The sequence below is a fragment of the Flavobacterium pectinovorum genome (assembly GCF_900142715.1).
GTDB classification, from domain to species: Bacteria; Bacteroidota; Bacteroidia; order Flavobacteriales; family Flavobacteriaceae; genus Flavobacterium; species Flavobacterium pectinovorum.
This window is the reverse complement of sequence record NZ_FRBX01000008.1, coordinates 186998-210933: the sequence shown is the minus strand read 5'-3', so window position 1 is coordinate 210933 and position 23936 is coordinate 186998. Positions and strand designations below refer to the sequence as shown.

The window sequence follows — 23936 nt, the reverse complement described above, 5'->3', positions numbered from 1 at the left end:
ATAATTATCAGTATTTTAACATTAAGATATGGGTTAAATAGTGCTTTTACGAATGAGTTCCGGTTTCGGAAATTTGTGCCTTTTTTTATACCTTTGCACCATGATAAATCAAGATTCTATAGTTGCACTGGCAACACCATCCGGAGCCGGGGCTATTGCTATAATCCGAATTTCAGGTTCTGAAGCAATCACTATTGGAAATTCGGTTTTTAAATCGATTAAAAACAAAGATTTAACCAAACAAAAAACACATACCCTGCATTTGGGTCATATTGTTGATGATGTAAAAACGCTGGACGAAGTTTTGGTTTCTGTTTTTAAAGGCCCAAATTCTTATACCGGAGAAGATACTATCGAAATATCCTGTCACGGATCTACTTATATTCAGCAGCAAATTATTCAGTTATTATTGAGAAAAGGCTGCAGAATGGCCGATGCAGGAGAATTTACATTAAGGGCTTTCCTTAACGGAAAACTGGATTTATCACAAGCCGAGGCTGTTGCCGATTTGATTTCATCGGATAACGAAGCTTCTCACCAAATTGCGATGCAGCAAATGCGTGGTGGTTTTAGTAATGAAATTGCCAAATTACGTGAAGAACTTTTAAATTTTGCGTCTTTAATTGAGCTAGAATTAGACTTTGCTGAAGAAGATGTAGAATTTGCAGACAGAACTCAGTTTTATGAATTATTAAACAGAATTGAATTTGTTTTAAAGCGTTTAATCGATTCATTTGCTGTTGGGAATGTTATTAAAAATGGAATTCCGGTTGCGATTGTTGGTGAACCAAATGTTGGGAAATCGACTTTGCTAAACGCTTTATTAAATGAAGAACGCGCTATTGTTTCTGACATTGCCGGAACAACCCGCGACACTATTGAAGACGAATTGGTTATTGGCGGAATTGGTTTTAGATTTATTGATACGGCGGGAATTCGCGAAACTAAAGATGTTGTAGAAAGCATCGGGATCAAAAAAACTTTCGAAAAAATCGATCAGGCGCAGGTTGTAATTTATTTATTTGATGGTTTAAAGTTTCAGGTTTCAAGTTCTGAATTTGTTTCTGAAATTGAACAAATCAAAAATAAATATCCTCTAAAACCTTTGGTTATTGTAGTAAACAAAAAAGATATATTATCTGATGATGAAGTTTCAAACATCACCACTAAGCTTGAAAATTTAAATGCAAAACTTTTACTGATTTCTGCTAAAGAAAAAATTGGTGTTGACGAATTAAAGAATGAATTGCTTTCGTTTGTAAATACGGGAGCGCTTCGTAATAACGAAACTATCGTAACAAATACAAGACATTACGATTCGCTACTTAAAGCTTTGGATGAAATTACAAAAGTAAAATTTGGACTTGAAACAAATCTTTCAAGTGACTTAATTGCTCTTGATATTCGTGAAGCTTTATACCAATTTGGACTTATTACAGGTCAGGTTTCTAATGATGAATTGCTGGGGAATATTTTTGCTAATTTCTGCATCGGAAAATAGCAAGGCAAAATAACGCAAAACAACGATAAACAAACGAGTTAAAGTATTTATAAACAATATTTTAACTCGTTTTTTAATTCATTTTTCTTTTGGATATTATGTGATGTTTTGATTAAATTTGTACCTTATTTGTACCTCGGAAATGTGAGGTACAAATAATATTTTTTTTGGCCAAATTATGGCACGCGTAGACACACATAGTCACAGTGGGACACTTAAAGTCACACTTCTATGAGTACAAACATTAAGATTACCCGCATCTGTGAATTCTGCCAAAATGAGTTCATAGCCAAGACAACAAAAACACAGTATTGCTCGCTGAAATGTAGCAGCAGAGCCTACAAAGCAAGGACAAGAAAGTCGAAAATTGATGAAAGCAACCGGCAGACAGAAATTGCACGACAACCACATCTTGAAGCTGTAAAAACAAAAGATTTTCTGAGCGTTAATCAGGCCAGCCTTTTGTTTGGAATTAGCAGAAGGACAATTTACAGAATCATTTCCAGGGGAGAGCTTGATATAGCAAAATTTGGAGCCAGAACAGTTATTCGCAAATGCGATATGGATACTTTCTTTTCCATGCCGCTAGAGCAATCTTTGCTTCGACCGGTACAGGAATTCCCTGGATTAGAGAACTGTTACACTATTTCCCAGATACAGCAGAAATTCGGTATATCGCCGGGAGCTCTGTATATGCTTATTCAACGTCAGGGAATAGCCAAATATTCCGTAGGTAAGTTCAATTATGTTGCGAAGAAAGATATTGATATTATATTTAATGTAAGAGAAAAATGAAAAAGGGAAATGTAAGATTGAGAAAAAAAAATTGACAAATGGAATGATATCACTTTACCTGGATTTTTATCCGCCAATACTAAATACAGAAACTAATAAGTACACCAGACGTGAATTCTTAAAGCTGTATTTATATGAACGTCCAAAAAATCAAATTCAAAAAATTTCTAATATTGAAAACCTGCACACAGCTGAGCTTATTCAAATTCGAAGACAAAACGAAATGCGTAAGCATGATGTCTATAGCGAGTTTGAAAAAGAACAACTGGAAATCCAGAGAATTGGACGTGCTTCATTTTTAGATTATTTTAAAAATTTGGCAGATAAAAAAGTAGGGAAGAATCATCAAATTTGGTGTAGTGCTATAATTCATTTTGAAAACTTTCTTTCAGGAAGAGACTATGTTTTAAAGATATAACAGTGACTTTGATGGAAGATTACAAAGAATATTTATTAAAGGCCAAAAACAGAAGAGAAACCAGGAATACTCTGGCACGAAATACAGCCCTCTCCTATCACAATAAACTAAAAACTACACTCAAAAGAGCATATAAAGAAGGGAAACTTCGAACTGATATTAATGCTGGAATAGATTCTATTAAAGAACAGGAATTGCAGCGAAATTTTCTAACTTTAAATGAAGCTAAAAAATTATTTGCAACACCTTGTTCTAAAAATATTGTCTATAAAATTTCAATGTTTTCGACCCTTACAGGAATTAGATATTCAGATATAGCTAAATTAACGTGGTCAGAAGTTCAATATAGAGAAGATGATGGACATTATATCAGGTTTAAACAAAAGAAAACTGAAGGCTTGCAGACTATGCCAATATCAGATGAGGCTTATGAAGTACTTGGTAAAAGAACAAAAGATAATGACCAAGTCTTCGGGGGTCTGAAAAAATGGGATGTGGATAGAGTTTTGCCAGTCTGGGTTGTCCAGGCCGGAATTACAAAACACATAACTTTTCATTGTTTTCGGCACACTTATGCTACATTGCAAATTTTCTCCGGAACAGACATTTTTACCATTTCAAAAATGCTTGGTCATAAAAGTGTGAAAACTACCCAGATTTACACGAAAATAATTGATGAAAAGAAAAGGGAAGCATCGCTTAGAATAAGCTTGAAGTAGCATATTGTAAAATAAGAAAGACATCTTTTTGGAAGATGTCTTTCTTATTTATTTAAATGGTTTTCTCGAATTAAATTTCAATTCCGTTTCCTGCTGTATTTCAGTAATAGTTTTAATCCTACCCAATTTTATCCAATTTATTAATTCAGCACGATAAAAATAAAGACGCTTACCTTGCTTATTGGCTGGAATCTCATTTTTACAAACTTTAGTATAAATAGTAGCCACAGACAATTTTAACAATATTGCTGCTTCAGAAATAGTAAGTAATTCATCATTAGCTGCTACCGCATTTAATTTATTTTCTTGTAAAAGTTTTTCAATACTGTCAATTCTTGTAAGTAGCTCACCAATAATATCAGGTAAATCTTCAAATTTATATGGTTTCATAGCGTGCATTTATTTTATAGATGAAAAATTTCTTTTTAAATCATATTAATTTCTTAATTTTTGTGAATATCATTTGTTTATAAATGAAAGTAATAAATTAAGCAGCTATACTTAAAGCACTGTATTCAAATACATTATCATTCGGTGTTTTCATACTTAAAATTCGTTTTAAGTCCTCCAAAAATAGGGGGTTTGGAATTTGTATCGTAGCCAGTCATTAGCAGATGACCATGCTCCATGAACAATTACAATTGTGTTTTTACTGTTTGATGATGAAGAATTTAATTCGTTCTGTGTGTTTGTTTTTTCGTTTTCCATAATATTATTTGTTTAATACTATGCAAAGAAAGAGCGAATAAAACCTGTGGCACTTGTCTTGTGACAAGTAATGAAATTTGATTTATTTTTTATGATTCAATTACCCGAATTAAAGAATAAATCAAATATTATAATCTATTAATTATAGTTTAGGAAGAGTTGTTATATAATGTCGCTACATATAAAAATCCTCAAAAAACAATTGCTTTTGATTATGGAATTGGCTTCTTTTTAACGCAAAATTTTATGATACTAACTTTGCATAGTATAATAAATTATCGCCATTTTTAATTTTATGGCAAAATCTTGGAACATGTTGTTTGGAATTACTCCCAAATTTGCCATAAAAAATTGAGTCCCTTTTTTAAATATCAGGATGAAGTGGATACCTTTTTTGCTACAAAAAGCTAGGGGGATTTTTTAGAATATTTCTGTAAGCTTTCATAAACAAAATTAGATTTAAAATATTTTGCTAATTACAACTCCAGAAATTAACTGTACAGTATTGAGTAGAACAAAATGTATTTGAGGTACAAGTAAGATACAATGTAAAGAAGTAAAATTAGAGCCTTAAAATTAAAAGAATTCTATGAAAAGTTTTAAAAATTTATTAATCAAAGTTTTGTAGCATAATCGTGGCACAAAATGTTTTTAAAAACTAAAACCCTTTTGAGTAAAGACCTTCTGAATTTAGGTTCGAAACTTTTAGACACTGTTTATTATAGTCCTTTTTTGTTAACAGGTTTAAGTCCTTTTCCCGTTTCCAAAAAAAAGCTTCAGATTTCTCTGAAGCTTTTTTTTGGTTCGATAAATTTTATTCAGTTTCTTGAAAATTTAAAACTCTGTGGTTTGAGTCCCGTTAAACTCTTCCATCACTAACTCGCTATTTTTGATATAATTATGAAAAACAAAAATAGATCAATAATTTAGAGATTGCTTAGATACGCCAAGCATCCGTTGATTCCCCTAAGCCCTACCTGAATTATGATGGCATAGTCCTATCGTTTTTGGTTAAACTTTAGTCGTAAAGGCAATTTATGAGATAACACCTCGAGAAACGTAGGAAACAGATCCTGTTGGTTTAGCGTTATTCTTTGTTGGCGAGCTGTCATTGCCGTTTTGTGCAGAGAAAGTATAATAGCCTACTAGTCCCGCTTCATTTCCTGCAAGTGGCTTATTCATATTCGCTACAATTTCAGCAGCAGATAGCGAACGATTCCACACTCTTACCTCGTCTAGACTTCCTGTAAACTGACGGAATGGCTCCTGTGACTGGGCAACATTACCAATCATCAACGGAAGATTATTGCTTACATTAATTGAAGGGGAAGTATTAGAACGCGGATTAGACGGGATCAGCTTACCATCTACATAAAGTTCTAATACATTAGAACGTCTTACGGCAGTCAGGAAATGCCAGTTGTCATCATTTATTCCGGAAGGAACAGAATTTATTTCATAAAATCCAAAACCATTGTCGGTCGCAAATTTAATACTGGCATCATTTTTTATCACCACAAGAAATCCGCCGTTTCCGGGGCCACCCTGAGTTGATTTTCTTGAAATCACTGTACCTGATCCTTTTGTTCTTACCCATGCCTGAAGAGAAAAATCGGATGTTCCGAAATTATAAACCGGATTGGGCGGTGCACTCAGGTACGATGAATTGCCTGTAAGATTCAATGCATAACTTGCTGTTATATTATATAATATTGCAATAGCAGCATTTATGACATCGGGAGTAAAATTTACTGCGGTGAGCACCACAACCATATTTTCTTTGGAAAGGTTGGGGAAGATTGTTGGATCCAACAATATCTTTCCTAGCTGCAAGGCCGTCAGGTCTGGAAATCCCTTATCTGACATCAGCCCTTCGGCAACAAATTTCGGATCATTTTCGAACGCTTTTAGCCCCTGAGCCATTTCCAAAGGTGTTATTCCCTGCCATATTGCACTTAAAGCAGAGGCCAGCATTTGTGAACTTATTCCAAGATCTACTACCGGTGCGGCACCAGCAGCCATACCGCCGGATTTTAATTTTTCTACAGCTTTTTGAAGTGCCAGACCGCTCTCTTTGTAAGCGAGCAATTGCTGCTCTAAAATTTTAAGATTTTCCATAATTGATTGTTTTAATGATTTATTTATAACTCTGGTGAAAAATATTAGCTACTTCCGCAGGGGAGAGTTTCGGAAAATATTGTTTTAGGGCCGGGCCAAGCTGTTCAGTACTATAGCCTGCCTGTCCAAGAGAAACACCAAAATCCATAGCGCTTATTCCTGGAAATTGAGATACAAGATTTCCTCCTGCTTCGATAGCTGTCAGACCTTTCTCTTTATCTGATTTCGCAAGGTCAGCGGGTGTTGTCTTCCCAAAGGCCGCCGAAAGTGCCGCAGCAACCTGTGCTGGCGTAAGCTTAGGAAATCCAATTTTTAGAGCTCCAGCTGTCTCAGTGGATTTGTAACCCGCTTTTGCCAATGCTATAGCCGAATCATTAGCAGTGGCCGTTGGAAACTGGTTTAGGATAAGGGAAATGCAATCGTTGGCAGATTTATTATTTGCAAACTGCAGCCGGGCGAGTTCCAGCAAGGTGAATACGGTAATCGTTAGTTGTTTTTGGCCTACTATAACACCCTTTATCAAAGCTGTAAGGGTAAATGTTGTAGTCGCTAGAATAGTGTAAGAAAAACTTGCGTCTGTAAGTTTTATAGCATTATCTCCTGTGCTAAGATTGTTGATCCCAACTTCTGAAAAATAAGACAGTGAGAGACTGTCAACGCCTTTATCTGTAATCCAGGAGAACTGAATTTTAGCCCCTTCACCCACCACTGCCTGATTGACAAAAAAAGTAAGATACTCTTTAGTTCCAATTATATCCGGTGGCAATTGACCCACAGTAAGCTGTCCCTGCAGTTCTTGAATTTGAGGTACCTGCCCAGGATTTAGCTTTCCTGTCATCTCCCCCAGACCCGGTAGTTGTATTATGGCTACCCTACCCTTCAAATCCTTAATATCAGGCAGGATATCAGGGGTCAGCTCAGGTAATCTGTCTGTTTTAAGTTCTACACTTTCCCTATCGTTACTACTTACTACAACCAGTCCTGCGGTAACCCTGACTGTAGCGAGAATAACCTTATCTTTAGTTTTGTTTTCAGCAAATTCCAGAATTGGTGAGCCTGAATCGGCTGTGTTTGGAGAAATCAGAAGCAACCAGGTTTTATCCTGAAAAACTGGATCACTCATATCCAGCGAAAAAATTCCTTTTTGGGCTGTTATAGTGCTGTTATTATAGGTTGCGGTATTGTCAAGAACAATCTGGTTTCCCGAAGCATCTACAGCAATTCCACTTGTCAATTGTGCGATCTTATCTGTATTGCTGGCGGTCAATCCTGTAATTACCCCCGTTGTAAAAGCGTTTTGTACTATTGCATTGTCGTTATTAGGCAGGACAGGAAGTTGTGATGGAGTTAATTTTCCATTCAGATTCTGAAGATCAGGAATATGATTTCTGTCAAAAATACCTTTTGTTATTACTGAAGCATCAAGATTCTGAATCGATTGTTCGGGGATTCTTGAAGATAGAATCTGTACTGCCAATGCAGCATCTTCCAGTTTAGATACAACCTTATTGGTAATTGTCACATTGGCAAGCAGTATTGCATCATTTATTGGTTTTCCGGCAGCAATCAGGCTTAATGCCGGATCACTTTTCAGTTGATTCTTCGTGCCTGGCACAGGAATGGTCTGATGACTTATAACAAACTGATAATCTCCATCAGCCGAAGTTACTGCATAGGATTTTTCCGCTGTCAGTAATATGTAAGCTCCATTTATATCAATCGCCGCACCAGAGCTTACATTAATAGTTGAACCTCTTTTATCTACTATCAGACCCGAAAGCACCCCCGAAGAGAGCAGCTGCTGATTGCCAAAATTGCGGTACTGGATATGAAAATCCCGCTCCCGGTTGAAATCCTCAACCTGAAGCAGCTGTCCCGCGTAATACTTTTGTTCGATGATAGATGGTATAATATCAGCCATGATTTCTATATTTTAATGATGCACTTATCTTTGGTCGCGCACGATGATAATTTTTATGTAATTCTGGTATTTATGCCTATGACTGCCTGTCCAATCCTCAATTGGGTACTCTCACCGGTCTGGGTAGCATATACTATCTCTGAAGTCAAACCATTTTTATTGTAGCCTTTCATTTTGGTTACAAATGCTTGCAGCTCCTTATTGAATGCTACTGCCCCGTCGAGGCTGTCACCAATCTGGTTTAATGTGTTTATAGTACTTTGAAGATTATTTTCTGCCTCTTGGGTCAAGAAGGTATAACCGGTTATAGAAGTTTGGATGGATGCATTCATCCTGAAATCAGGGTCCTCCTGTAACATTTCTGGCCATTCTCTGTTATATGTAGTGCTTGTCATCGCTTTGAAGCCTGTCGGCGGTATTTTTGAAGGTATACCTCTGGAACCTATTTCTCCTCCTAAAAAATTTAACTGATAGACGATATGCAGGTTTTCTCCTAAATTCTTTGAAGGAGCCGGAAAATTCCAATTCAGCATATAATTGCCCTGATCGTTAATACCTGCTTCTAAAGATGTTACCTGTATTGTAGCAGCCATTTTCTCAAGACTGGAATCGAGAGATGATATAAGCTGCTGTACAGGTGCTTTGATGGCGTTCAGTTTATCCTGAGCCTCCTGCTTTCCATCGTCACCTCCAAATATTTTTTTGATGGCATCCCACACTTTTTCAAGAATACCCAGAAGTCCTCCTACAGCCCCGGCAATACCTGCGGCGAATACTGCGGTAATTACTGCACCAAGTTCAACCAATCCCTCGAGTCCTGCTGTTATAAGTCCTTCTGCTAAAGCTTTTGAAAGCGCCTGAGCTAGGTCCTTTGCAACTTCTTCAGCGGCTCTGCAAAGCATCCTTGCTGCCAGCTTAGCTGCTCCTTTTTTAGCCATCTCAAGAGCAATAGCTTTGTAAAATGTAGGACTTTTTAGCAGCTGTTCAACGATGCCTCCCATATTGAAAACAAGCGTTTCGATCATCGCCCCCGGCAAGCCGCCAATTGATGTGGGTATTGTCACATTTAAATCCATCATGATACTGTCGCTCATAATGGTTGTATCGCCAACAGAAAAAGTGTATTTTATTTTCAACGGCATAAGCATAGTTCCATTACGATTGTCAGTAGGACTTTTTCCTTCCTGCAATGCAGGACTGAAACTGGATTTTAGTCCTGCAAACATCGTATCTACAATGCTTTCGCATCCTCCACTTGTCATGTCGTTCAGTTTTTGAACCAACGCAGCGATAGATTTCAATTCTTCAGTATCGATCCCGTCAATTTTCGTAATTGAAAATCCTCCAGAACCTTGTTTTTTTGTCCATTGCCATTCAAATCCAAATTTTGGATTGTTAAGACTATAGGTTCCTGTAAAAATTCCATTTTGATATTTGGCTATGATTTTGTCCCCAATCGTAGTTCCAAAGAGTTTGAGATTACTTATGCTTATTTCAAAATTGTTTCCTCCTACTGTACCTATTGAAAGTACCGGAGATTCCAACGATATAAAAAAGGCTGTTATTACTGTAGCAATTGTAATCTTGCCATTCTCATAAGTACCTCCATAAGAACCTGAAAGAGTAATTCCATCAGTTTGTACAGACAGATCAATTACAAACACATATTTTTCAAACAGTAATAAATCGGCATGTATATGATAGCCGGGTTTAAATACGGTTAATGCATTAGCAATTCCTCCACCAGTAGAACCATCTAAATTTTGGGGTTGGTCGAGCTGTATGGGATTAGCATAGGAAAAAGTATAATTTTTTTTGTCTTTTACGGATTCCGGCACACTCAGATAATACATCGTACCGGAAATAAATCCGATCTGTTTAGTGACCTGATCAACCCATTTCCAAGGTTTTTGTATTACCTCTCTAACAAATTGATTTAGGGTTAATGCCGGTTTAGCATTGAGAGATACCAGTACCAAACGGGCTTCTTTATCTTCAAACACCACATTCCCCTGCAGCTGAAGTTTTACCTCGCTGAAATTAAAATCGATATAGCCGCCTATAGCCAGATCCAGTTTTTCTTTAACTTCCTGTTGTGTGCCTTCGGCTTTCTTAGCAAATGTTTTATTGATGCACAGATATAATCTCCCGAAATTGATTCCGGTCATGCCCAAGGGCTTATTGATGCTTTGATTTGGCGAACCTATAGTAATATCGACGGTCGCAACGAGCTTGTCATCATTGACCAATAAGTCGCCACCAAATACAAATGATTTTTCAAAAGCAGTAAAGGTTATGCTGCCGCTCAGTTCATATTGGTTTTTATTTGAAATATATTTAAAAAGTATTCCCTGTCTGCCCTTCAGCCCTTCTAATGTTAGAAAATTGAGAAATGTTATGGCTGGAAGCTGCGCATAAAAATAGGCAGCTGTAACGGGTTCGGGAGTACCACTTTTTTTGTTTTCCGTTTTAAATCCATATAGAATTAATGAATTTACCTGCTCGTTTTTGTATCCAATCGTAATCAGGGACCCGAATAAAGATATCTGGTTGAAATTAATCATTACCCAGAAGCAAATACCCGTAATATCTTCGCCTGAAAATGCTTCGGTAAACTGAGCCGTAAAATCAGTATCTATTTCATTGCCGGCACGTATGCCAACTTTTGTTATTGATGTTCCGTTTTCATTTATTGTTTTTTCAGCCAGCGGAAACGTAGATGGCATGTACCTGCTCACATCTGAATCGGCTGCAGGTCCTTCAGATTTATTTTGAAGACTTGCAATCTGGCGCAATGCGTCGAGGTAAGTAACCTCAGGAGCAGTTGTATCAGGGGCTCCTTCCTTACCGGGAATCGTTTTTTGAGCAGCTGTTTTGGCTACCCTGAATATTCCTGCACTTTCAACATCAATCGTCAGGTTTAGTGTGGTAACACCAAATATTGCTTCTATAATTTTGCCTACATTAATTTTTCCGGAAAAAGCAAAGTATATGACTGATGCATTGTTGGATAAGAAATAAGCTGCTTTTAGAGTAGCATCTTTGAGTACCTGAGAAAGTTTTGTGTTTTGTTTTATCGAAAGATTACAGCCAAGAAATATGATCTGATCTTTAAAATTGGACTGGCTGTTTGCAGCATTTGGGCTAAGATACAGATAATAGAAAAAAGCCTTATCTATACTTATGTCACTCAAAATGGGAATAGGAATCGTTATTTCCTCCATTTCCCCCGCAAATTTTATCAGTCGATATTCTCCATTTGTATTGGGTTTCTTATGCTGATCTGTTCTGGATATCGCACCGCTAAATTTAGCAACCGAAAGTTTACTGGAACCCTCAGGTATGATGACGTTAAGGCTATTAAACCTTTCTTTTACAGTCTCAGCAAGGTCAAATTTACAGCTCTTTACCTCAATAGATAAAGTAGTACTATTAAATGATGCCTGAAAAACTATAGGAATATCATCAGCTATGATTGTGGTGCCAATTCCGATATTTTGCGTATCTGAATTCATAACTAGAGATTAAATCAAATAAAAATGGATAAATCAATCATTAATAAAAAGGATTTCCAAAAAGTGACTTGCTATGATTAGAAAAACAAGCAGCCTTTCGGTTCACTTTTTGGAAATCCTTACGAAACAGTAACCCGCTTATGGTTTGGTACCCTTTACTGAGCCAGGTATTTCCTCTGCATTTACATAAGCACCTGTAGCAAACTGAATTGCAATATTTTTAATTGCAAATGTAGTCTTCGCAGGGTCAGTGCTGTCTTTGATATTGGGCAGGATAGATGCCGGCGGACTAAGCTCCAGATAAAAATTATCAGGAAATGTCTCTTTGGAGTCCACATTGTAAGATGCTGCAACATGGGCTAACATAGCCACGTTCTCTGTTGTTGGGGTCAGAGCAACTTCTGCTTCATTATAAATTGTTAAAGTGTAAGCGTTAACGTCCACAATTGGTTTGCTTGTCGGAATCGCAACGGACACGTCATAAGTGTCATCCAGGATAATGACGTCGGTCTGAATTTTACCATTAATGTTTGCCATTTTTTATAAATTTAGTTTGTTAATAATTGATTTTACTTTATAATTGGCTTACTTGGTTCTGTCGCATTTACCAGAATCAAATGTAAGTATTTAAGTATTTTTAAAGTTAGCCCGCTTATTTACAGAATGATTTAATTATTGAAATCTCTGGTCTAACCATCTAATCCTTTTTAAGCATATGAACAACTTCAATAATGCTTAGAGTTCTCTTTGCAGATTCAAAATTTTTAAAGCCGAATCCGTTTTGTATGCACCACTAAATAAAATGATGATACTGTTCTACTATTAAGATATTTACACTGTCGGATTTTATCTTTTAGAACAAACGCTTGTTATAAACTTTGATCGCTGCAGTATCAGAACCACTTTTATTACTCTTGGCCTGCAGTTATTACTAATATTTATATACTGCAGTATAATAGCCTTCGAATAGCAATGACCTTTCGTATTCATTTTTCGATTAGTTTAAAATTCTAAAAAATAAAGTCACTCCCAGATCAGAACCGGAACGTTTGGATATGACATTTTTTTATGTTTTTAGAAATTAATAAAAACTAATATTTAGAAATAAATCTGCTTTATTATAATTTAAAGTAAATCTAATTTATCATAGTACTATGTCATCATAAAATGTCATGAGCAAGCTTTTTTTAGACACAAGACAGATAAAATAGGCTATGAGTTTTTGTATAAAGAAATATTAAGGTGCTAAAATTTAAATTAGCTATTTATATATTTGATATGTTATATTTCTGCGCGTTCATTCTTTGTTTTTTTCTGGTCAAAAGAAAGTCAATTGTATTGCCTAATTTATCTACTGTCCTATCTAAATAACACCAAATACCTTTTACTTTGATATAGGTTTTATCCAAGCTCCAACTTGCCCCTGCTTTGCCCTTTCTCTTCTTCATATCTGACTCAATCAAAGGATTAAACTTATAAACCCAACGTTGGATTATGGCATAATCGACAATCACCCTACCTAATCTTCATTAGGTGACGGAGCCCCATACTCCGCCGATAAATTTTAACTATAAAAATCACCTTGAAAATAATTAAAACATTGACGTTTTAAGCTTTGTGGCAACATCGTGGCACATGGTGTTTTTGAAAACTATACCCCCTCGTAAAATCAAAGCTTAAGAACTTTAGGTTCGAAACTATTATAAGACATAAAGACAAACAACGCCATTGGAATTCAATGGCGTTGTTTGTCTTTATAAATCCGTTCTAATGTCTTGTATCCTCCTCAGTACTTATCGAATCTGAAAGATTTTCTTTTGCTATAAAGGCATTAATAAATTCCAATACTTCACTCTTTGTTTCAAAATAGTTGATATGAAATTCCTCATCCTGATCTATCTCCGAATATCCTTTAGCTACCAGGCTTTCTTTTAATTTAATTATATGCTGCTGTGCAGACATCTAACTCCTACAGATCGGCTGTAAGCCTTGTCCTAAAGTCTTAAAAAAAGATTAAATGTTCGATTGACTACCTGTCATTCTCCGAATGCAAAATGGCGGCAACTATTAGCTGTCATAAAAAAGATACCCTTTAACATTGCCTAACATATTAATCTGTACGGAAAAATAACATAAACGTGCCCTCGAACCACAAAAAAGCCTGCGAAAGTACTTTTGCAGGCTTTTTATTTTTCTTATGGCATTGATAGTAAGTAATTCGAAACTTTTATTGAAAGATGTGAAACTTTAATTATTTATAAAAAATCTATCACAATTTTTGTTTACCATCCGTAACCTGAATGAAAACTTTAATTATTCGACCAATTCAAAATCTCCCTGATCTACATATTTTAGAACTGCTTTATAATTGCTACCTACTATTTGCGCGTCATTATTGCCATTAATCAAAGTAATGGGATTAACCTGAGAAGTTTTAACTGTAAAAGTCATGGTATAAACCACTCCGTTTACAGAATAATCTACTCTGAAAGGTCTATTTTGATCCACATAATTAGTTTCTATTTTTATTCCGTATTTCACATTCGGACTAATACATTCATTTTCTGCTATTTTTGAGCCATCAGCATGTACAAAAGAAATGCTTTGAGGGCTAATCGTTATCTCGTCCTGATCTGAACAACCAAAAAATACAATCATAACTAGTATTAAAATCGAGTACTGTTTAATTTTCATTGTTATTGTTTTTGATTTATTACTATTTCTTTATTAATTCCGCCTATGCTCACATTGTATTTTCCTGCTTCCAGATTGTTAAAAACAGTTTCTCCATTCTGAATGGTTTGAGCCGTAATTTTAACACCTCCTTTTGTCAAAGTTGCCAGCGTATCATTTTCATCGTATAAAACTTTAACGACACCTCCGGCATAACATACGGCATCTTTTTTATAAAATAGTGCACTGCCTAATTTAACTATCACAGTCCATTGTTTCAAGACTGACTGATCTTCTGAAAGTACTTGAAATTGAACCGGACTATTAAAATCTACCGTATTTGATCCTGAAATTTTATTCGCAGTTCCTATAAATAATCCGGCTCCGGCACTTAATTCGAATAAAGCATTTAATGCCGAAACATTTGTTCCTTTAGCCACATAAAGCGTTATTTGCGAACCGTCAACAATCTTAGTTGCTGTTTTTAAATCCTTAAAACTAAAATCTATAATTTCGGCATCACTTTTCAATGACGGGCTTGCAAAACTGTAAGACTGAAATAAATCTCCATAGTGTTTATTGTTTTCAAATACTTTTGTCTTTACTACCTCTTTAATAACATTATTGGCAGAATCGTAGATTTTGAAATTGATAATTTCGCCATCTGTATTGGAAAAAACCGTTAAATAAACAACATACTTTTTCTCGCTTGCTACGTACAGCACATTGGCACTTCCGCGACATTCTCCATTTACAAAAGCGGCTACTTTATCATTGGCACTTGTTAAGTTTTTTCCATCAACAGTCAAAAAACCTTCAAATGACATGGTGTATTGAAATTTATTTTCATTTACTGACCAGTCTGGAGATTGGGCAAATACACTACTGCTTATTATAAAAAACAGCAATATTATATGTTTATAATTTCTCATTTTTAATTAATTATAAACTCCTAAAACAAACTTAAAAAGATGTTTTAGGAGCTCAATTATTTGTTCTTAGTTTTTTATAACTTTCGTTTTTACCAGCTTTCCATCTACTCCAACTTCTACTATGTAGACACCTTCGGCTATATTTGGCGAAATTGAAATCACATTATTACCGCTTTCAATAACCATCTTTTGGGTAAATACCAATTGACCGTGTACGGAATAAAGCTGCACTTTTACTTCCTGTTTTTTAGCGGCATTAAGTTCTATGTTCAAAGCCGTTTTAAAAGGATTTGGATAAATGCTGTTTTCTCTTTTTGAAACTTCTTCTAAAATAATCGGATTCGCAATTGTTCCAAGTACTTCATTGCCTTTAAAGACAAATGATTTTGAAGTTCCTTTTTTCGTAAATCCATCTCCCAGAGTAAAGGATAATTCTTCTGTATCTTCACCAAAAACGGTGATAAAACTTAGTTCTTTTCCTTCCACTATCTGATTTCTTGTAACACCTTTTAAAACACCTTTTGCATCATATACAAACAATTCATCAAATCCTTTCGGAAGTAAAACAACTGCATTCATGTTTTGCGAATACATTTTAAACTCTGATGCTATTGCTTCCTGTTCATTATTTGAAGCATTCTTAGATGTAGCATTTTTGCTTTTCTCTAAATTATCAGGATATTTAAAAGTCTGCTCTTTGGTAGACTTAATCATGTACCCTTTTCCGGCTTCCAGATACTTTAAAGTTCCGTTCCATCCAATGATCGGATCGTATATCGCAAACAAATTTTGAGATTTAATAACATCTCCATCATTGGCATCAAAATAAGCCAAAGCTTCGTTTGTGGTTTGATTCGATGCTAAAGGATAAGCAAGCCAGTTCCAGTTTTCCTTAATAGGGAAACTCCACGTAGAAACATCTACACTTTTTCCTTTAATTTTTAAAGTCTGCTCTTCTGTGATGTTTACTTTATACATTTTAGAAGGAGAAAGACCTCCGTTTGCACTTATTGTACCAGACCATCCACTGTTTAAAGGATTTGACTGATCTTTAAAATAAGTATCTAACTGCGCAGGAGAATGACTCAAAATACGGTTAGAAGTTTCTAATGTTAGATTTTTTGTCAATGCATTTAAATCTGAAAAATTTGGATCGTAGGCATTTAAAGAAATCCATGTCCATCCTTTGTTCAGTTTAATTTCCTGTTCGATTAAACCTGAATTTATAAAAATGTAGGGTTTGCTCATAGTTCCCAGTACTTCGTTATCCATAAAAGGAACAGATGGAACAGACTCTATACTTGCTTCTAAAATTTTACCCTGAGAAGCATCCCAGATTTTAAATTTTAGGTTTTCACCCGAATTTTTATTGCTGTAAACCGTTAAAAAGGCAAAATATTCCTTGTAAGCTTCATTATATACCAGCTTCACAGATCCTCTTGATTCTTCATTATAAAAAGCAGCAATTTTATCGTAAGAATCTGCAGACAGCACGCCATCTACTTTTATTTTTCCGATGATATTCATGCTATAATCAAAATGAGTCGGATCAACATTCCAGTTAGGTTCCGGAGCTAATACTCTTAATTTGATCTGTAATTTTTGATCATAACCAAAATCGGTTTGTAAATACAGATTCTCCAGATATTCGCCAACGGCAACATCCTGATCAATTACAGCTTTAATGGTCGTTTTAGTATTAGGATCAATAGAACCTGTTGTTTTGCTTAAACTTAACCAGCTTGGTACATTGTTAATCGTAAAAGGTTGTTGTTTTCCTCCTTTATTCACTAATGTAATTTCAAAAGTTTTAGTTTCTCCGCTATTTTTGGTAAGGTCTACAATTTCATTGTATCCTTCTGCAAACCAGCTTACTTCATTACGATTCACATAGGCTGTCCAGGTAACCGGAGATTCCTGCATGTTATTCGCACTGTCAAACATTCTGTGTACGGTTATATCAAGGATTTGTCCTTCTAATGAAGCCCAATCTGTAATAACCGGTGCGATAATCATTTCGCCATCTTTAATCACATTCGTAGTTACAAATTTAATCAGTTGTCGCTCTGGCTGAATTGCCGGAGTATCATTTGAATAATTTAAACTTCCGCTGCTTAAATTGGCATTGTTTACCACTACAGTTTGATTGGCATCTGCATGGTAATATCTTGGTCCGTTTGTCGTAACCGGATCCGGAACGTTCAGCCTTGTATATAACAATAAACCAATACTTTCCACATCAACCTCATTGTAACTATCCCTGTTTATTTGTTCTACGTTACGAAGTGTGTTCCATAAACGGAATTCATCCATCTTACCTTTAAAAGTACGATCAACGGTTTCTTTGCCTGACAAATCGCGTGTACCTCTGGCTCCAAGCCAAATTTTATTTCCAGAGAAACCCCCAATGGCTGTCATTTCATTTGAAGAAACTAATTTAGTATCTACATAAGTTCTCAATGATCCGGCTCTGTTGAACAACAACGTTACATGATGCCATGCATTATCAGTAAGTCCTTTTGATGTTAAAACATAAGAACGTCCTTCGCTTTTCAGCTGAAGATTTCCTGAATTATCCATATCAACAGACCATTTGTTTGATAATCCATTGCTTTGAATAACATCTGTACCGTCGCCTCTTCCATTTGAAAATAAAGTTGCTTCCTGTTGTGTATCGGTTTTAAGCCAAAACTCCATTGTAGCGTCCATTTCTTTCGTTAACTGAACAAAATTTACATTGTCCATCGTAAGATACTGTCCGTTATTAAAATCATATGAATTTCCTTTTGGTTTGATATCCCATGAAGCATTTACTGTTGCATGTTTAAATCGTACCAAATCTTTGGCCAAAGCATCTCTTCCTTCAGTCATCGGCCAATAGCCAATTAAATTCGCTTCATTTCCAATTAATTTAGCATACATTTTTGAATAAGAATCTTCTCTGGTCAAGGCTTTATTCCATAAACGAAGATCATGCATGTTTCCAACAAAGGTGTTTCCTCCTACTACCAAAGCATTGTTATTGGCAAATTGTGCATTGGCTTTGCCTGTTTTAGAAGCAATTTCAGTATCATCTTCAAAAATTCTATAATCACCGTTACTGTTGTTATACGTAAAGGCATAATGATGGAACAGATTATCGTTTTTCAATTCTCCCTGTAGGGTAACATCTGCCAATGTAAACGAAATATTTCCGTTATTTAGTCCGATATTTAATCCTTCTTCTTGTGAAATTACAGAACCTGCAGAGGCCGTTTGATTATTCATCCAGAATTCTAAACTTAAATTTCCGGATGCGATTTTAGGATTATTGATTACAGCTGTATTGTTAGCTCCTTCAAAATGCAGGCTTACGTTATGATCAATTTTTAACTGATTCGTTTGTCCTTTTATTTCGATTGTACTTACAGCAGGATTATAGAAAATATTTTCGTTAAAGCTTATTTTCAAATCTTCTCCGGCGCTTAAAATACCGTTGGTTGGCAATGGTGTACCAAATAACTGAGGCGCACTTAAGTCTACAAGCCCTGTAATAATATCAGATATAAATTCTGTATCATTTGTACAAGTACTTCTGGCTCTAATTTGATAATTTCCATTGGACAGTTTTAAAGCTGCGATATCAAAATTGTACGTTAAACTCACCGCTGCACCAATAGATGTAATTTCGGTTTCGTTGTTTTTTACTGCCTCATCATAAAACTCAGGAGTTCCGTAATACGTATGCAGACGAACCCAGTTAGGGCTTGTCGCTAATCTGTATTCCATATCAATTTTTTTGAAACTCTTAAATTTCGTGTTATAACCCGTTAGATTTATGGCTAATGGTTTTGTTGATCCATCTGTATTGTAAGCTTTCTCTCTGTTGTATACCCAGTTGGTTAGCGGTGCGCTTACCGTTACGCTGGAACATGACGGAACGAAGCTTGCCGAAATAAGCACTTCTGAACTTACATCTGCGCCGTCACATAATGACTGCAATCTGATTTTTATGTCTTTATAATCATAAATATCAGTAATAGATTTGCCTAAAGTTAGTTTATAAATAACTTGCTTTCCATAAGGCACGTGTACAATTGTGCCATTTTGTTCAATATTAATTAAGGCATTATTTGGATTAGTGGTATTATCTACAACTAGTAAAAAGTCTGCATCAGAACCTGAAGCACTGTTGTTTTCTAATTTTAATTCAAATTCTGCTTTTTTAGTTTCTACTACATTACTTACATTGTTATTTGTTACTGAAAGTACAGGAACTTCTACTTTTTGAGTAGCAAAACTCAACATCTCACGTTTGTCATCAGCCAGTTCATTAATTTCTGTGGCTGTATCGCTGTACGTTGTTTTATTATAGAAATGAGTTAATTCTGCATCTTCATAAGGACATGATGTTCTTCCTCCCTGAGTGATAAAAATAGGTCCGTTACCATCAAACGCATCTATTACATTTACACTTAAAAAATTCGCCGGATCATTATCTTTAATGGTATAGCCAATATTTGTTGTAGTCGTTTTTTCTTCAGACAGCGATGAATTTATATCCTGCTGAAAAAATGCATTAGTAGTAGTTATAATTCCTACATCATTTACCTGAAAGCCCAGCTTTAATGCTACCGATTCATCAACTACAAGGTTATAAGAATAAGAATGCGCTTCAACAACGCTTGTCTCTATACTTTGGGTATAAGACCCTAAACCTGAATCAAATGAAACATTTTTTTGAAAATTAGCATCTAATAAGCTTTTAACTTCATTTGACTGACTAAGCTGGTTGTTCAGCTTTAGTTTGGCAACCGGGTCATTTACTGTATTATAAACTTCATTAATTTTATTTTTAAAATTATTTATAACACTTGTCAAACCTGCTTTATATGACTCTGCAGAATTTTTTGCAGTATATTTAGCTTTTTCGTTATCCAAAATTATTTTTCTCCAAAGTCTTATCTTTTCAGCATATTGCTTTCTTTTATTTACATTTTCTACTGAATTGGGGTTTGCACCATTCAAATTATTTGTAATAAACAGCTCATATTCTGGTATTAAAGTATTCAAAATATGCTTTTGCGAATACATGAAAAATGTTGGACTGGTACGATCATTAAACATTAAAGCTTTCTGCTTACTTACATAAACCGGATTGGAAATAGTTCCCAGATTTACATATTCATTAGCAGGAAGAGGTATAGAAATACCGTTCTCCATTTTGGTTGGAATAGTACTGGAAACTTCAACATTATCAAACGAACCATAAAATATATTCTTAGAGTTCCCTATATACAAATCACCATCAGAACCAACATAATCAGTTGCATCACTAGTTGATATTTCTTTATTGAACGTATAAGTACTTGTCATCGTTTTACCATCAGAAGAAGTATTATTAAGGCCTACGCCAACATCAGCACCATTTACTACTTCTGATTCTGTTTCTGGCGTGGGAACGATACCCCCGCTGATTACAAACTTGATTCCCGAGTTGACATTAACATTCTGAGTGAATCCTTCCTGATGTGCGAGAGATGCTTCAGAAGTAAATGAAATGCTTTCTCCTTTTGCAATTGTAGCAAAACTATTAGATCCAGGTGGGTCTCTTAAAATTATAGCCGGAACATCCGGAGCTTCAGTAACAAATGTCTGGCTGCCATCTGATGCACCTCCTAAAACAATTCCGGTATCTTTAAAATTCTCAACTGCATAATCTACCTCGTTTAATCGGTATTTTAAACTGCTTTTTATTTCAAATGGCGGCGTAATTGACGGAATTCCACCCTTAAATCCATAAGTCAGTGTACTTCCATCTGTTGTAATGGTTTCTGAATCCGGCAAAGCCAGGTTATTCGTTTTTACCAACTCACCATCTGTAACCGGTACTTTTATCTCTACAGCTGTTCCTGAATCTTTATTGGTATAACGTTCAAAACGATTCATCACAATTTTATAGAACACGAACTGTTTGTAAACCGGTGTTGGAAAATTTTCTGTTGATACTGATTTTTCACCAACATTAATACTTTTTTCAGAAGTCTGTTCTGTTACCTGCAATACAGGTGTTGATCTGTATGTAAAACTTTTCTCGTAATGATACGGTGTTCCTGTTAACGTTTTATCTACGTTACTTTCTTTGTACTTATATTCAGGCGTTTTTACAGTTGGTATCTCTGAAAAATCAAATATTTCAGTAGTTCCTGCTTTTAATAACGAAATAGTTGGGTTACTTTTAATGACCAGATTATTTGCTTCCAGATTATACTTTAAAGGTATTACCGCAACTCGATATTCTCCTGAAGCTGTATTGGTCGTATAAGGAAACTTGGTGTAATTGGTAACATTGGCTCCAAGTGGCGCATATCCTAATGTAAAATCGGCTTTACCAATATTATTTACAGCACTTACTTCAAGTTTTTTTGTAATTCCAGAGTCGACAATAGTTTGTGTTACCAGACCATCAGCTCCAAAACCAATACTTTTGGCTGCTTCTACAGATCCTCCAATTACTTTACCTACAACGGTAACTCTGGTAGTGTCTACAAAATAAACAGGATCATTAGAGTCTTCAAAAAACTCTTTAAAGTCGCTTGTAGATGCTGGAAAACGTCCATTATAAACAAATTGATGACCGTCTTTTTTTATCGTGATATAATGTTTTCCAATAGGAACACTAATATCAAAATAACCATTATCATCTGTAACTACCGGAATGTTATTGGCATCTAAAACAATATTTCCGTCAATATATACATTTGCTCCGACTGTGTAAATTGAAGCATAACGATCTAAATAATCATCCGATTTATCTGTTGGAGTTCCGGCATCGTTTTTCCAATATTTAGCTTTAGGAAATTTTTCACCATTGATTTCATAGTAATTGTAACCTTCGTCTAGAATGTTTGCTCCTCCGTCAAACCAGTCGATATTTTTATTGTCATCATTTCTTTTTGTGGCTACTGTTGCATAAGATGGGAAAACTCCTCTGGTATCAAATGCTACAATCCCTTTAAAACTAAACGAAGACTGATCGATAAAATCGATTTTATTCACTACTTCTGAACCTAGTCCTAAATAAACCAACTGCTGGTTAGGTTCAAATTTATGCTGGCCGTACATAGGAGTAATGTTATAAGATTCTCCTGAACCAGAATATTGTATCGCGCTAATTTGGTAATTTCCTTTGCTGTCTGTTACTCCTAAAACACCTAATTGAGATGTTGTTGGATAATTATCTGCGTCTGCAGCCCATAAAACTTTATTAGCTTCTACTGTATTGGCCTCCCAAAGTTTACCATGGTTTTGGTTATAATTAAATCCGCTGCGAGACAAATCATAAGCATATCTTCCTGCTTTTTCATTCGCTCTTAAGTAGGTTACCATTCTGGCATCGTTTCCACTAATAAATCTGGAATAATCAGTTCTGATTACAGAAGATTCTAATGCCGCTTTCCAAATTCTTATTTCATCGATATAACTTGCTCTTCCTCCTCCAACTTTAGCATTATCCCAGGTAACGCCAGAAAGTTTTACGGTTCCAGTTGGAATTACTGCACTAAAATAAGGAGCAGTATAAGAGACATCAACACCTTTCAATTTGCTGTCAGCTTCTGTTACGTAAGCTTGTGTAATCTGTCTTCCGTTAATGTATAACAACGGAACCTGATTATCATTGATCACAACAGAAAAGTGAACAAAAGATTTATTAAATTCCGAAACAGGTACAAGCAGATCATTTCCTCTTGAGTTTAAATTACCTGATGGAAAATAATTATTCAATGTATATTTACTTGCGCCAATATTAACATCTAATGATTTAGCTGCTGGATTTAATTTTACAGTAACATTTAGATTGTCAGCACTTGTCGAACTTGAAATATTAAACAATCGAATAGCTGCTTCAGAATCATTAGCATAAGCTCCATTGGGTTTTACCCAAGCCTCAAAAGTTGCTGCATTTGAAATTAATGTACTCAATCCGCTTAGGTCTACAAAACCAAATTCAGGAACATTCAAGCCACTTCCTTTAACAGCACCACTGCCATTTGGAGTTGCGGTCACTACAACATCTTTAACAGGATTTCCGCCTTTATAACTAATATTTCCCGTTACAACCGCCGTAGGATTTCTGTATCCTATACCGGTAATATAAGTACTATACAATTCAGAAGCTGAACTAACTCCTTGTGCTTCTACTTTATACTCGTACAGAACGCCGCCTTCTACATATTTATCTTCGTAAGTTGTTTCTGTCGCAGAAAGACCCACTACTAAATTGTAGGGAAGATTTCCAGCTTCTGTATAAACTCTTCTGTATATCTTTATACTTTTTACCAGATTTTGATTGGCTCTTAAATCCCAGGTAATTAAAACCTTATCTCCATAAAAACCTTTTGAAACACTAAAAGATTCTTCTGCAAAAGTTTTATACAAATACAAAGTACTCCACGGAAAACGAATATCCACAGGATTTGTAACTCTTACACCACTTTTATTTTGTCCTAAAAAAGGAAGACCAACCTGTATATTAAAACCATTTTTTTGAATAGCCTGTGATACGGGTACTATTTTAGCTCCACTGGTATTTTGAGCATAAAGTCCCGCTCCCAGAACAAACATTCCGAGAACCGCAATTATTTTTCTCATAAGTA

Annotated in this window: 13 protein-coding genes; 4 read left to right on the top strand and 9 right to left on the bottom strand. The window is 35.4% G+C overall.

The window, feature by feature from the left end:
* The first annotated feature begins 100 nt into the window (after positions 1-100).
* From mnmE to BUE22_RS23980, 4 genes are all read left to right on the top strand, one after another.
* Positions 101-1501 (top strand): tRNA uridine-5-carboxymethylaminomethyl(34) synthesis GTPase MnmE, encoded by a 1401-nt coding sequence (gene mnmE, locus BUE22_RS22490; RefSeq protein WP_042566884.1) that lies wholly within the window; start codon positions 101-103, stop codon positions 1499-1501.
* Positions 1502-1732: 231 nt separating this feature from the next.
* Positions 1733-2296 (top strand): helix-turn-helix domain-containing protein, encoded by a 564-nt coding sequence (locus BUE22_RS22485; RefSeq protein ID WP_073398208.1) that lies wholly within the window; start codon positions 1733-1735, stop codon positions 2294-2296.
* A gap of 43 nt (positions 2297-2339) precedes the next feature.
* Positions 2340-2714, top strand: coding sequence for a hypothetical protein (locus BUE22_RS23985; protein ID WP_243396832.1), 375 nt, complete (start codon positions 2340-2342; stop codon positions 2712-2714).
* 11 nt (positions 2715-2725) lie between these two features.
* Positions 2726-3433 (top strand): site-specific integrase, encoded by a 708-nt coding sequence (locus BUE22_RS23980; protein WP_243396833.1) that lies wholly within the window; start codon positions 2726-2728, stop codon positions 3431-3433.
* Between the two features lie 48 nt (positions 3434-3481).
* Here BUE22_RS23980 and BUE22_RS22475 read toward each other — a convergent pair whose 3' ends face one another.
* The 9 genes from BUE22_RS22475 to BUE22_RS22425 all read right to left on the bottom strand — a co-directional run bounded on the left by BUE22_RS22475 (position 3482) and on the right by BUE22_RS22425 (position 23931).
* Positions 3482-3823 (bottom strand): helix-turn-helix domain-containing protein, encoded by a 342-nt coding sequence (locus BUE22_RS22475; RefSeq protein ID WP_073398274.1) that lies wholly within the window; start codon positions 3821-3823, stop codon positions 3482-3484.
* A gap of 1353 nt (positions 3824-5176) precedes the next feature.
* The gene (locus BUE22_RS22465; protein ID WP_073398206.1) at positions 5177-6259 is read right to left on the bottom strand and encodes a LamG domain-containing protein; all 1083 of its coding nucleotides are present in this window, start codon (positions 6257-6259) and stop codon (positions 5177-5179) included.
* A gap of 19 nt (positions 6260-6278) precedes the next feature.
* Positions 6279-8180: a hypothetical protein gene (locus BUE22_RS22460; RefSeq protein ID WP_073398205.1), complete on the bottom strand. Its 1902-nt coding sequence runs from the start codon at positions 8178-8180 to the stop codon at positions 6279-6281.
* 53 nt (positions 8181-8233) lie between these two features.
* The gene (locus BUE22_RS22455; RefSeq protein ID WP_073398204.1) at positions 8234-11695 is read right to left on the bottom strand and encodes a hypothetical protein; all 3462 of its coding nucleotides are present in this window, start codon (positions 11693-11695) and stop codon (positions 8234-8236) included.
* A gap of 138 nt (positions 11696-11833) precedes the next feature.
* Positions 11834-12232 carry a hypothetical protein gene (locus BUE22_RS22450; RefSeq protein ID WP_073398203.1) on the bottom strand — a complete coding sequence of 133 codons (399 nt, stop codon included), beginning with the start codon at positions 12230-12232 and terminating at the stop codon, positions 11834-11836.
* 728 nt (positions 12233-12960) lie between these two features.
* Positions 12961-13143 (bottom strand): DDE-type integrase/transposase/recombinase, encoded by a 183-nt coding sequence (locus tag BUE22_RS24085; protein ID WP_052483760.1) that lies wholly within the window; start codon positions 13141-13143, stop codon positions 12961-12963.
* An 865-nt stretch (positions 13144-14008) separates the two neighbouring features.
* The gene (locus tag BUE22_RS22435) at positions 14009-14389 is read right to left on the bottom strand and encodes a hypothetical protein (RefSeq protein WP_124020530.1); all 381 of its coding nucleotides are present in this window, start codon (positions 14387-14389) and stop codon (positions 14009-14011) included.
* A 2-nt stretch (positions 14390-14391) separates the two neighbouring features.
* A complete protein-coding gene (locus BUE22_RS22430; RefSeq protein ID WP_073398200.1) occupies positions 14392-15300 on the bottom strand; it encodes a hypothetical protein in 909 nt (302 codons plus the stop codon).
* A 66-nt stretch (positions 15301-15366) separates the two neighbouring features.
* On the bottom strand, positions 15367-23931 hold the full coding sequence (locus BUE22_RS22425; protein WP_073398199.1) for a T9SS type A sorting domain-containing protein: 8565 nt from the start codon (positions 23929-23931) through the stop codon (positions 15367-15369).
* Between the last annotated feature and the right edge of the window lie 5 nt (positions 23932-23936).